The organism is Streptomyces sp. NPDC111606, from assembly GCF_055656945.1.
Genome location: NZ_JBVKBY010000019.1, coordinates 42,849 through 53,327, shown reverse-complemented (window position 1 = coordinate 53,327; position 10,479 = coordinate 42,849). Strand labels below are relative to the sequence as shown.

Genomic DNA, 10,479 nt, shown 5'->3' with positions numbered 1-10,479 from the left:
GGGGTTAGGGGGTCAGATGCCGCACTGCGGGTTGGTGCAGCGGCCGTCGCCGGTGCTGGGCTTCTGGCAGAAGAAGCAGATCCAGGCGGCGAGGTGGGCGAGCTGGTTCATGCGGTGTCCTTTCGGGGTTAGTTGCCGTCGATGGCGGCGGCGGCTTCGGATGCGTGCTGGTGCAGGTCGGGGTCGGTGAGGTCGAAGACGAGGCGTTCGCCGTGTAGGGCGGCTTCCTTCTGGCGTTCGAGGTCGAGGGTGCGGAGGGCGGGGTTGGTGTCGGGGTGGCTGATGCGTGCGGTGAGGAGGCCGATCGCGGTGAGTACGTCGACGTCTTCGGAGCCGGCGAGGGCGGCGCACAGGGTTTGGGTTTGGTCGAGGGTGAGGCGGTCGTGGGCGATGAGGCGGATGCCGTCGCGGATGAGGTCGATGCCGGGGTGGAAGCCGGCGAGGTCTTGGAGGATGCCGCCGAGTTCGGTGTCGTCCACGCTGGGGACGGCGTTGCCCTCGGTGTGCAGCGGGCCGGCCATCACTCGCCGCCCTCGATCGGGGTGGTGATCTCGTCGAATGCGGCGACCGCACTGTTCGGGTCCTGGGCGGCGAGGTCCATGAGGAACTCGGGGTCCAGGCCGACGCAGTGCTCTTCGAAGTCCTGCTCGAGGACGGGGTCGAGGTCGGCGTCGGTCGGGAAGGCGAGGCCCTGGGTGGCGTCGGTGAACGCGCGGGCTGCTGCGAGGGCCTTCGTGGCGATCTGGATGTCCCGGGAGGACAGGACCGCGTCGCCGACGAACTTCCCGTCCGGTCCGAGGAGCATGATCCGGCCGGCGTTCTCCGTGTCGTCGGACAGAGACACGATCTCGGTGAGGAGGTCGAACAGGGCAGCCTCTTGCGGCGTCAGTTCGCGGTCCATCACGCACCCGCCTTCACGATGACGAGGAAGGAGTCGGTGCGGAGGTCCATGACGACCTCGGCGGGTTGCCCGGCGGAGCGGCGGTGAGCGGCGAACTCCTCCGCCGGCCAGCTGCCGCGCGGGGCACCAGCGGGGAACGTCTCGAGCACGGTGCGGCCCTGAGCGGCGACCGCGGCCATCAGACGTTCACCACCCGCACGCCGAGGCCCTCCAGCCCGACCGGCTGGCCGGGGATGTGGCGGGTCACGAGACCGTGCAGCTCGATCCGGGTGCCCTTACGAAGCACCGGCTCGGCGTAGTACGCGGAGTCCGCGTCGAACAGCACATGCGCGCTGTTCCCGTCCTCGGATGTGAGCACGATCATCGTGCGGCCGAGAACCTTGTTGTCGAGGTACCGGACCGAAGTGATCGTGCCCGTCGCGGCAACCATCGTGTCCGTGTCGACCTGGTCCAGCGGCGTCTCGATGTGGATGCCGCGGCCAGGCAGCGAACGAACCCGACGCGAAACCGGAAGCCGGCCCGGCATCGGGATGGGGTTGGAGGGCCGGAAAGATCCGGATGTCTGGGGGGTGTCGCGACGAATGGTCGTCTGTCGGATACCGTTTTGCATGGCAGTCGCTCCTGTTAGGCGGGTAGCGAGCTGTCGGGTCCTCCGGGGCCCCGGACGGTCCGGGTGGGTGCTACCACCTGGGCCGTTTGGTTTTTCAGGGCCGTCGGTGTTCCCGACACAACGACCATGTCAAAGGTCGTGACGATTGTCAACCGTCACGACACTAGATAAGGTGTGGAGGGACACGAGAGAGAAAGGAGGTTGAGCCTTGGAGAAGTACCAAGAGGTGGCGGAGTCGGTCCGTCAGCTGATCGCGGACGGCACGTACGCTCCAGGGAGCGAAGTGCCGAGCATCGAAGCGATGATGCGGGAGTACGACGTATCCCGGACGACAGTCCGACACGCGATCAAGCTGCTGGCCGATGACGGTCTGCTGAATCCCGGGCGCGGACGCCGCAAGACGACCGTGCGCGACAGCAGGCGGATCAGGGTCTCGTTCAGCAGGTATGACAGCGTCATGAAGCCAGGCGGACTGGCGGGCCCGTGGGAGACCGCGTGCGCCCAGCAGGGCTTGGACGGTGAGATGAAGACCGTCACGGTCGAGCCCCGTCCAGTCAGCCAGGCGGACGCGGAGCTGCTCGGCGTCGAGCCAGGATCTGATGTCACCTACCGGCTGAGGCACGCGTGCGTCGGCGATGAGGTCCTGCAAGTCCAGCAGGCTTGGTATCCAGCAGGCGTCGCCCTACAGGCCGGCCTGAGCTCACCCACGAAGGTTCGGGGTGGGATCTACGGAGCGCTCATCGCTGCGGGGCTGCGGCCGGCTGCAGTGGACGAGACGATCCGGGGCCGCATGCCGACCAAGGAAGAGGCGGACCTGATGCGCACGGGAACCGGCGTTCCACTGCTGACAGTGGAGCGCATCACCCGGGGTGCTGACGGTCAGGCTCTTGAACTGCTCCGTGTCACCGCGCCAGCGGACAGGATTGAGTTCGTGTACACGAACCTGCCGCTAGCGGAAGGGAGTTCTGCATGACGGAGTACAGCCAGGAAGCCCTGGCCGAGGCCCGCGCCCGGGTCGCTGCGGCGTCAGCTGAGGTGGACCGCCAGGAGCTGGTGGAAGCGCTGTGCCGGAAGGAGGGCCTGGCGTACGCCTCGCTCACCGAGGACCAGCTGGGACCGATGCTCGTGACCTACCAGCACAAGCCGATCGGTGAGACCCACACCACCAGCCCGTCGGCTCTGCACGACTGGTACGCCCAGGCGTATCGGGCGGACGGAACGCTGGAGGCCAGTCACGGGCCGTACGTGAACGCGCGCGCGGCCGCCGCTTCCCTGATCCCCGGCCGGACCGACCGGCAACCGAACGCCGGTCACGCCGGTTAGACACGAAACGGAAGGAACGACATGCGAGTACTGCCGTAGAAGGCGGGAGGCCGGCGGGTCACCACAACCCCCCGACCTCCCTGGATGGGCCGCTGTCCTGCGAAGACATAGCGCGGTCCGCGCAACAGATCACCAACTAATGGATTGGACCTGTGCATGTGCAGCCTAGCCACATTCTCGTGTGACTTCGAAGTTTCCGCCGTCGGTGAGAGCCGATGAGCGATGACCTCCCACCGTTCGTCACGTTCAAGACCGGCGCACCCCTGCTCATCGAGCTGGACCTGGTCGACGACATCACCGCGGACGGCCTCAGGTACCACGCCCGCAAGAACCCGGACTGGTGGAGATTCGGCGACCGGCCGGACCAGATCCCCTACGTCATGGTCGGCAACGCCCGAACCATGGAGACCGGGGCGTTCATCGCAATGTTCAAGGACGGGCCCCGCCGCGGAGGCATGGGCCGCAAGACGTCCTGAGGTCGCGCTTCTACCGGTCGTGATCGCAGCCACGGCCCCGGAAACGCAAGACGGCCCAGCAGGGGAGTTCGCAGCTACCCCACGCCAGGCCGACCAAGCAGTACCAGCGGTACAGGCCGCTGGATCTTCGAGTCCCACCTCTCGAAAGAGGTTCTCGCAATGAGCCTACCGTCACCTCTCCGCTGTACCGCAAGTAGCCCCCGCATGATCCTCCACACGGCGGAGGCAGAGCGGTGAGTGAAATGACTCCAGCCGAGGAGTACGCGTTCGTAGGCGACATCACGGACTACTGGACCTACACGCAGGTCCGTGACCGACTGCTGCTGATGCCGGGGCTGACCGATCCCGCCATGCGGATGTACCTGATCGTCCGGTCGATGATCGGCGAGAAGAAGAAGCACCTGCCCGGCCAGGGCCTGCGCCGCATGACCATCGACCACATGTGCTTCCTGCTCAGTCGGGACACCGGCAAGCCAGTCAGCGTCTCGCTGATGTACCAGATCCTCACGCTCCTCAAGGACCTTGACCTGATGGTGCCCCTCGACACCAAGCAGGACGCCGGCGCCGGCCAGATGAAGGGCAAGGAGAAGGCCGTCTGCGGGATCCTGCGGGGCTTCCTGGTCCGGGACCTTCCCCCGGTGCCGTACACGGGGTGGAGGAACGTGTGGGACAAGCTGAACCACTACCGGCCTGACTGGCGTGAGAACCCGCCGCTGCCGCCGATGCACGTGACCACCACGGTGGTCGACGACAACGGCCGGACCGTGGCGATGGTGTCTGTCGTGCCCCAGGATGTCGCGTTCCAGGATTCTGGAACAGACTCGCAAGGCGCTGACCAGGGCAGCGAGCAGGATGAAGATCCGTTCCAGGATTCTGGAACGGCATTCCAGGATTCTGGAACACCTTTCCAGGATGCTGGAACGGATTCGCCCACGACCAGCGCAGACGCCGCTCCCAAAGAAGGTTCACCAACAACTGTCCCCAAGAAGAGCGATGGCCCTGACGGGCGTAGCCCGGGTGGATGCCGTAGGCCATCTACCGGTAGTAGTGAGCGCGTGAGCGAGAGCGGCTCCGCCGCGTCCGGCAAAGACAGCTCCTCCCCCTCCTCTCAGAACGCCGACCGCGCCACCACGCCCAAGGGCTCGGTGAAGCTGAACGACCAGCAGCGGAAAGCCAGGGACGAGATCCTGCCCCTGCTGCCGGCCGATCTCCGCGAAGGTCTCGGCACTGTGATCCCGCAGAACATCTGCCAGGGCATGGTGGACGCTCTCGCCGCTGGGCTGCCTCGAGAGCGCACCCCTCAGCAGCTGGTGCAGCACCGGCTGCTGCCCCGCTGGAACGGCTACTGGGCGTCGCAGTTCTACGCCGGGGATCTGACGCCCGAGGTGAACGGGAAGAAGCGCAAGCCGTTTGGCCCGCTGGTGGAGATGCTCAAGGACACCGCCGAGTGCTCGAACCTGTGGTGCGAGGACCGGCACGACTTCGCCCTTGGTGCTGGCTGCCAGAACTGCGAGATGCGCAAGGAGGACAAGAAGGCCGACCGCGACCGGAAACGCCGCGAGGCGCAGGAAGACGCCGACCGGCAGGCCAGCCGCGGTGAGGCTAAGAAGGCAGCAGAAGGGGCAAGCACGCCTGCGGCTGGAGCTGGGAATGCCGCTGCGTCTCAGCTTCCCTCACAGCGCAGCATGGTGCTTCACACCCCGCGGGTTCGCCGCGAGTGCGCAGAAGACACCTGCGCACTGCGCCTTCCCGAAGACTGGGAGGACGAGCTCTGCCAGAAGTGCCGCAACCGGGCCGACCGCGCGGCACAGATCTACCGGGAGCAACAGGCGGCCGCTGCACACGAGGCACCGGAGGATGCATTTGCCTCCGCTGGCCCTCCCCCGTTCTGACAACCTGGTGCCCCGGCCCGATAGCCGGGGCACCCCCTGTCCCCGCACTATCGAGAGGAAAAGGAGCAGGCGTGCCTGTAAGCGAACGAGCGGGTCTTGAGGTGGACGGGCACCAACTGCCCGACGTCCACTGGACCTGGGGAATCGACTTCCCGCGGGAGCGGCGCTGGACGGACGGCTGGGGCAGCAGCATCGAGGTGCCTGCCGTAATCGAACTTCTGGACCTCATCGCCGCGGGAAAGGCAGATGCTGCGAGTGTCCGTGCGGCGATCGTTGAGTACGCAGAAGCGATGGACGCCGATCACGACCCGTACCACGGCGATCCGCAGGCCCAGACGTACGCCCGGTGTTTCGGAGACTGCGACACCTGTAAGGCGGCGGAGGACGCTTTCCGTAGAGCTGCCGCCGAAGCCCAGACGCGCATCGACAAGGCCCGAGACCCGGACAACTACCCGTACACCATCATGGGGCGCACGGCCCACCTCACAGGTTGCACCCACGCCTCTCCGTTGCGATGGGCCGGCCAGCCTGCCGATGAGGCGGAGTTGCGCAGGCGCCTGAAGGGGTTCGCCCATGAGGAAGGAACGAGCGAGTACCAGGGTGAGCCTGTGGACTGGGACGGTCTGTTGCGCTGGTCCGAGGCCAACATTGGTCCGCAGGGAGGCCGCTACTACCGCGCCTGCAAAGTCTGCAAGCCGCAACTGCCGTGACCGCTCGGCGCCCCTGGGTCACGCCCGGGGGCGCCTTCGCGGTCGCCAGCCTGTTTGATGCGCAGTTCAGGCGCCATTGTCAGACCCACCCCGTAGCGTTGTAAGTCCTACTCGTTGCGGCTGCTGGGGGTACCGGTGGACGACGACCTTGAGCCCGACAGCGACGAAGAACTCTTTCGTAATCCTGTCTACTACGAACACGCAGGTCAGAACCTCGACCTAAGCCGGTCAGACCTCGGCATCCCGCAAGGTGAGGGCCTCCTGGACGTGCTTCTCAACATGCGCGGCAAGGTCCCCGTCGAACGCCGCGGCCTGATCTGCCCCGACTGCCGAGACCTCCGCAACCGGCGCGTCCCCATGTACCTCCTCTACCGTGACAGCGAGCTGTTCGCCTCCCACTACCGGAAGCCGGGCGAGAAGCCCATCAGTCACGAGTCCGACGAGCACCTCGCCCGCAAGGAGCGCGTCGCGAAGGACTCCGAGGACCACGGGTTCCGGGCGGACATCGAGTCGCCGGCCGCGGACGGGCACGCCCGCCTCGACGTTCGCATCATGGGCGCCAACAGCATCGTCCTGGGTTACGAGCCTCAGCTCAGTGAGGTGACCGCTCGAGGAATGCGTTCACGGGAAGGGGCGCGGCGCCGCGGCGGGATTCGGTCCGTGTGGGATTTCGCTGATCCCAACCATCCGGGCGTCGGAACGGTTCCGTACGTGCGCACACCGAACCTGCCAGCCTCCGTCATACGCGTGCAAAGGAACCCGATCCCGGTCCGGGACGGCAACTTCGTCATCGAAGAGGGGCAGTGCTCTCCGCGCGGCGCGATCACGCGCTGCCCGTACAAGCCGTACGACCCGAACAACCCCACAGACAGCGGGTACTGCGGAGAGTGGCACCGCATCCTGGTCCCCATCCACCAGTCGAGGACGTTCGAGGGGACGGGCGAGCTGACCCTCACCCAGTTCATCGTGGAGGCGGCGGCCGGCGAGCGGATCCCGTTCCGGCACGACGATCAGCACGGCTGGCTCCCCGCGGACCACTGGCAGAAGTACCAGGAGGCTAACGGGCGTGCCGTAGACGACGAGGAGGCGCGCGGGCCGTCGATCCGGCAGGGCGAGCGGAAGGATCGGTGCGTCGAGGACCGCCCGGCCTCGGAGGTCCGATCCGAGCCGAGGGAGCGGCGCGGGGGCCGCACGATGGTCCTCGAGACCCGCACCGCCGAAGAGGCGGAGCCTGGCCAGGTTGCTGTCGACGCGTTGGGGCGGCCGATCCCGCTGTGCCGTTTCGGCTGTGGCGCGCCGGCCAGCATGACGGGGCCGGAAGGGTTTCCGGAGCACTACTCGTGCCGCCAGAAGAAAGAGGCTTCGGGAAGGGCGGCATGACGCCGTGCCGGGCCGTGTGATGACTGGCTAGGCCTCGGTCCAGGGTGGGGGCGGGCTGGTGCTTTCCCCCGAGCACCACCAGCACCAGAAGGTGTCCGGCGCGCGATACTTCTGGGTCCACCACGAAGCGACGGGCTCAAGCCAGACCACACACTCGGTGCCGCACCAGCCGCAGATGAACAGCGCGTCCACGCAATCCCCTTCCCCGTGCCCGGTCAGTCGAGGATGCCCGTTACGGGGGCGTTCCTGGAAGACTGGGCCGGGCCCCGACAAGCCCCTGGAGCCTGCATGAACTTGAAGCGGAAGCCGTCCGAGATCGCCTCCGCGTGCGCCGAAGAAGCCCGCGCCCTCAACCACCGCACCCTGGACACCAAAGCGTTCCCCTACCCAGGAGACGTGTCCGACACCGCGAATGCGATCACCACCCTCCTCGAGCGGCTCCCGCAAGCCTTGCAGCAGATGGAAGCCGGCCTGGTCGAGTTGCAGGACAACGACGCGATCCGCCTGGACGACCGGCCCCAGGCCGAGGTGTCCCGAAACGACATCACCGGCGAGGTGTTCACCGTCATCAACGCCCTGCAGGAGGCGCGGGGCCGGATCGGTGAGGCTCACGCGGCGATGCGCCGGGCGACGGGCCCGCTCTCCCACATGGGCGGCATGTGGGAAGACGACGAGGACGACGCCTTGTAGCCGGGGGAAGGGTCGCTTCGGTCGCTGGCAGACTGGGAGTGCCCCTTCGGGGGCCCATTGCAATAAGCGCCCCCTGGACCCAAGCCATTGGCGAGGGGAAGTGCTGGCTACGCCCCCGGATTCGCATCCGGGGGCGTCTTCGCGTGCGATGGCGGCCGGTAGGGGTGCGGGCCCGGCCGGGGTTGACCTCCGGCCGGCCGGGCCCGTGTGCACGGACGCGTAACCGTCAACGATGCGGGCCCGGTTGGGACACGGCGGGGTGCGGGACCCCCCTCACCTCACACCATTGCAATGCCATGGTGTTTGAGTTAGTCTGGGACCCTCCAACCGCCCCCGCCGCCAAGCCGGGGGAACGCCGCCCCGAAACGGGAGCAGGCTGAACACCCACGCCCCCTATCGCCCGGGAGACCGTGCCCATGAAGACGTCCGCTCAGGTCTTCTGGTTCATGACCATCCAGACACCCAACGCCTCGGGGTTCTTCTTCAACTCCTACCAAGGCCAGCTCACCCCTGTACCGGGCACCACGCGCCTCCAGCTCTTCAACGAGATCCGCGAAGAGATCAACTTCCAGGACCCGCGTGCCATCGGCGGCGTAGTCATCGCCTTCGACGTGCAGCCCAACGAGCTAGAGGAAGCAGCCGACACCGACACGCAGGACGTCATCGAGCCGTACTGCGACGGCTTCCCCGACACCTGCCCCAACCCGATCGCGGTGCCCCCAGCGCCACCGCACCACGGCGGTGGTACCCGATGCGGCTGCTTCGACGAGCAGGACGGGGCCACCTCGTGACCTGGCTCCTGTACGCCGCGCTCCTCGCCGTGGGGTACGCGCTCGGCCGGGCACGGCTTGGCCACCGCGTATCCGACTGGGCAGCATGGCAGTCCGTCAGCAAACGCCCCACCGGCTGGCGATACGCCGCCACATGGACCGTGTTGTCCGCCGAGAACATCGGCTGGCTCATCGCCCACCCCGTCAAGGGCTGGTACGCCTGGAAGCACCGCAACGACCCGCCACCGCCCCGAAGCCCAGCCGTGAAGATCGACCCTGACTGGTTGGCCAAGCGGCAGGCGGAAGACGCCTCGTGACGCCGGTCGACATACCCAACCCGTACGCCGGCCTCGCCCTCGCCGCCTTCATCACAGCCATCACCTACCTCATGACAGTCGACTGGATCCACCAAGACGCCCACAATCGGACGGAGAAGCGCAGATGACCGGCCCGGACGATCCGGCTTGGCGGTGGGAGTTCCGCTGCGAGGACTTCGTGTACGCCCGCCTCGCAGAAGCCCAGACCACCGCCGAGCAAATGCCCGCCAGCGAGGCCCGGGACGCGGAGCTGAACCGCGTCGACACCCTCTACCTCATCGCCGACCAGCACAACATCTGGATCGACGCCCGAGGCCGCTCCCACGCCGCCTGCGTCACCTGCACCGCAACCGCCGGCGTCCCCTGCACCACCATGTGCGGGCTCGCCCGCCTATGGCGCACCCACCCCGACTACCAGCCCGGCTGGAACCAGACGATCGACGACCCCCGCCACCAAGGGAACGTCTACACGGCTTACAAGCGGCGCACCACCATCTACCAGGAACGCAAAGCCGAGCTGGACGCCTTCTACGCCCGGTTCGACCTGGAGCAGGTCGACGGCGGCGAACGGTGGCGCTGCAAGGCGTGCCGCACCCACGGAGAGACGTGGAAGCCGGTACTGGGCGCCTACGACTACCCGCACGCCATCGGTACCGCTGCCCACCGGCACCCCACCTGCACACCCGCCGACCTCGAGGGAAAGGAGCCGGCCACATGACCGTCACACACCACCCCGAGCCCATCCTGGACCAGCACTGGGAAGGCTACGAACTCGCCGCCGACGACACCCACCGCTACCTGTGGCTGTGGCAGGGATTCAACATCCGCCTCATCGCCGTCCCCAAGAACGACCCCGACAGCCTCGGCTACGACCACGGCTGGTGCTACCCCCGCGACCCGTCCGCCGTCCAGGAAGCCGTCGCCGAATGGGACCCGGACATCGAGGACGAGCCGTCGGGCTGGCACAAACGCCCCACCGTCCCCGTGCGCCGTGCCCCACGCCGGAACGAGGCCCCGTCCTACAACCGGCCCCGGTGCGTGCATGGCTGCTACCTGCACGACGGCTGCCGCACCATCAACTGCCCCGACCAGGAGAGGGCCAACGCGTGACCGACAAGCCCCCGCTGCCCGCCCGAACCTTCGACCCGTGGCCCCGCATCGACGTCGACACCAGCGAAGGCAGCGACTTCCACCGCCTCAACCGCATCGCCGGAAACGCCGCCACCGGCTGGGCCCTCGGACCCGACGGCGCCTACGCCCAACAGCGCACCCTCGCCGACATCGTCGACAACTCCGTCCGCGAAGCCCTCCTCCACCTCCTCGAACTCGGCCTCATCGACATCGACGCCGCACGCATGCACTCCGCCCCCGGCTGGCCCACCCAACGCGAAAGGCAGGCGCCGTGACCGA

17 protein-coding genes are annotated in these 10,479 nt (G+C 67.5%); 13 read left to right on the top strand and 4 right to left on the bottom strand.

Annotated elements, in window-relative coordinates:
* Positions 1 to 128 precede the first annotated feature (128 nt).
* From ACZ7M7_RS42140 to ACZ7M7_RS42125, 4 genes are read right to left on the bottom strand one after another with little or no spacing between them, the layout of a single operon-like run.
* Positions 129 to 521, bottom strand: coding sequence for a hypothetical protein (locus ACZ7M7_RS42140; protein ID WP_472126732.1), 393 nt, complete (start codon positions 519 to 521; stop codon positions 129 to 131).
* Complete coding sequence (locus ACZ7M7_RS42135) at positions 521 to 901, bottom strand: hypothetical protein (protein WP_472126729.1); 381 nt, start codon at positions 899 to 901, stop codon at positions 521 to 523. The genes ACZ7M7_RS42140 and ACZ7M7_RS42135 overlap by 1 nt, the downstream gene beginning before the upstream one ends.
* Positions 901 to 1,080 carry a hypothetical protein gene (locus tag ACZ7M7_RS42130; protein WP_472126726.1) on the bottom strand — a complete coding sequence of 60 codons (180 nt, stop codon included), beginning with the start codon at positions 1,078 to 1,080 and terminating at the stop codon, positions 901 to 903. The genes ACZ7M7_RS42135 and ACZ7M7_RS42130 overlap by 1 nt, the downstream gene beginning before the upstream one ends.
* Positions 1,080 to 1,427 (bottom strand): hypothetical protein, encoded by a 348-nt coding sequence (locus ACZ7M7_RS42125; protein WP_472126723.1) that lies wholly within the window; start codon positions 1,425 to 1,427, stop codon positions 1,080 to 1,082. Before ACZ7M7_RS42125 ends, ACZ7M7_RS42130 begins: the two co-directional genes overlap by 1 nt.
* Before the next feature lie 292 nt (positions 1,428 to 1,719).
* Here ACZ7M7_RS42125 and ACZ7M7_RS42120 point away from each other — a divergent pair, with 292 nt between their 5' ends.
* The 13 genes from ACZ7M7_RS42120 to ACZ7M7_RS42060 all read left to right on the top strand — a co-directional run bounded on the left by ACZ7M7_RS42120 (position 1,720) and on the right by ACZ7M7_RS42060 (position 10,475).
* Positions 1,720 to 2,484: a GntR family transcriptional regulator gene (locus tag ACZ7M7_RS42120; RefSeq protein WP_399559336.1), complete on the top strand. Its 765-nt coding sequence runs from the start codon at positions 1,720 to 1,722 to the stop codon at positions 2,482 to 2,484.
* Complete coding sequence (locus ACZ7M7_RS42115; protein ID WP_472126719.1) at positions 2,481 to 2,834, top strand: hypothetical protein; 354 nt, start codon at positions 2,481 to 2,483, stop codon at positions 2,832 to 2,834. The genes ACZ7M7_RS42120 and ACZ7M7_RS42115 overlap by 4 nt, the downstream gene beginning before the upstream one ends.
* 215 nt (positions 2,835 to 3,049) lie before the next feature.
* The gene (locus ACZ7M7_RS42110) at positions 3,050 to 3,310 is read left to right on the top strand and encodes a hypothetical protein (RefSeq protein WP_472126716.1); all 261 of its coding nucleotides are present in this window, start codon (positions 3,050 to 3,052) and stop codon (positions 3,308 to 3,310) included.
* Between the two features lie 233 nt (positions 3,311 to 3,543).
* Positions 3,544 to 5,202, top strand: a complete 1,659-nt coding sequence (locus ACZ7M7_RS42105; RefSeq protein WP_472126713.1) for a hypothetical protein — start codon at positions 3,544 to 3,546, stop codon at positions 5,200 to 5,202.
* Positions 5,203 to 5,303: 101 nt separating this feature from the next.
* A complete protein-coding gene (locus tag ACZ7M7_RS42100) occupies positions 5,304 to 5,912 on the top strand; it encodes a hypothetical protein (RefSeq protein WP_472126710.1) in 609 nt (202 codons plus the stop codon).
* A gap of 135 nt (positions 5,913 to 6,047) precedes the next feature.
* Complete coding sequence (locus ACZ7M7_RS42095; protein ID WP_472126707.1) at positions 6,048 to 7,292, top strand: hypothetical protein; 1,245 nt, start codon at positions 6,048 to 6,050, stop codon at positions 7,290 to 7,292.
* 288 nt (positions 7,293 to 7,580) lie between these two features.
* On the top strand, positions 7,581 to 7,982 hold the full coding sequence (locus ACZ7M7_RS42090; RefSeq protein ID WP_472126704.1) for a hypothetical protein: 402 nt from the start codon (positions 7,581 to 7,583) through the stop codon (positions 7,980 to 7,982).
* Between the two features lie 416 nt (positions 7,983 to 8,398).
* Complete coding sequence (locus ACZ7M7_RS42085) at positions 8,399 to 8,773, top strand: hypothetical protein (RefSeq protein WP_472126701.1); 375 nt, start codon at positions 8,399 to 8,401, stop codon at positions 8,771 to 8,773.
* Positions 8,770 to 9,069, top strand: coding sequence for a hypothetical protein (locus ACZ7M7_RS42080; protein WP_472126698.1), 300 nt, complete (start codon positions 8,770 to 8,772; stop codon positions 9,067 to 9,069). Before ACZ7M7_RS42085 ends, ACZ7M7_RS42080 begins: the two co-directional genes overlap by 4 nt.
* Positions 9,066 to 9,197 carry a hypothetical protein gene (locus tag ACZ7M7_RS42075; protein ID WP_472126695.1) on the top strand — a complete coding sequence of 44 codons (132 nt, stop codon included), beginning with the start codon at positions 9,066 to 9,068 and terminating at the stop codon, positions 9,195 to 9,197. The genes ACZ7M7_RS42080 and ACZ7M7_RS42075 overlap by 4 nt, the downstream gene beginning before the upstream one ends.
* A complete protein-coding gene (locus ACZ7M7_RS42070) occupies positions 9,194 to 9,787 on the top strand; it encodes a hypothetical protein (RefSeq protein ID WP_472126692.1) in 594 nt (197 codons plus the stop codon). The genes ACZ7M7_RS42075 and ACZ7M7_RS42070 overlap by 4 nt, the downstream gene beginning before the upstream one ends.
* Positions 9,784 to 10,179 carry a hypothetical protein gene (locus ACZ7M7_RS42065; RefSeq protein ID WP_472126689.1) on the top strand — a complete coding sequence of 132 codons (396 nt, stop codon included), beginning with the start codon at positions 9,784 to 9,786 and terminating at the stop codon, positions 10,177 to 10,179. The genes ACZ7M7_RS42070 and ACZ7M7_RS42065 overlap by 4 nt, the downstream gene beginning before the upstream one ends.
* Positions 10,176 to 10,475, top strand: a complete 300-nt coding sequence (locus ACZ7M7_RS42060; protein ID WP_472126686.1) for a hypothetical protein — start codon at positions 10,176 to 10,178, stop codon at positions 10,473 to 10,475. Before ACZ7M7_RS42065 ends, ACZ7M7_RS42060 begins: the two co-directional genes overlap by 4 nt.
* Positions 10,476 to 10,479: the final 4 nt, after the last annotated feature.

What these genes read in the sequence shown, in the direction of transcription:
- ACZ7M7_RS42130 (WP_472126726.1), bottom strand. Translation starts at nt 1,080, where the DNA reads ATGGCCGCGGTCGCCGCTCAGGGCCGCACCGTGCTCGAGACGTTCCCC.
- ACZ7M7_RS42135 (WP_472126729.1), bottom strand. Translation starts at nt 901, where the DNA reads ATGGACCGCGAACTGACGCCGCAAGAGGCTGCCCTGTTCGACCTCCTC.
- ACZ7M7_RS42115 (WP_472126719.1), top strand. Translation starts at nt 2,481, where the DNA reads ATGACGGAGTACAGCCAGGAAGCCCTGGCCGAGGCCCGCGCCCGGGTC.
- ACZ7M7_RS42065 (WP_472126689.1), top strand. Translation starts at nt 9,784, where the DNA reads ATGACCGTCACACACCACCCCGAGCCCATCCTGGACCAGCACTGGGAA.
- ACZ7M7_RS42140 (WP_472126732.1), bottom strand. Translation starts at nt 521, where the DNA reads ATGGCCGGCCCGCTGCACACCGAGGGCAACGCCGTCCCCAGCGTGGAC.
- ACZ7M7_RS42070 (WP_472126692.1), top strand. Translation starts at nt 9,194, where the DNA reads ATGACCGGCCCGGACGATCCGGCTTGGCGGTGGGAGTTCCGCTGCGAG.
- ACZ7M7_RS42085 (WP_472126701.1), top strand. Translation starts at nt 8,399, where the DNA reads ATGAAGACGTCCGCTCAGGTCTTCTGGTTCATGACCATCCAGACACCC.
- ACZ7M7_RS42125 (WP_472126723.1), bottom strand. Translation starts at nt 1,427, where the DNA reads ATGCCGGGCCGGCTTCCGGTTTCGCGTCGGGTTCGTTCGCTGCCTGGC.
- ACZ7M7_RS42090 (WP_472126704.1), top strand. Translation starts at nt 7,581, where the DNA reads ATGAACTTGAAGCGGAAGCCGTCCGAGATCGCCTCCGCGTGCGCCGAA.
- ACZ7M7_RS42110 (WP_472126716.1), top strand. Translation starts at nt 3,050, where the DNA reads ATGAGCGATGACCTCCCACCGTTCGTCACGTTCAAGACCGGCGCACCC.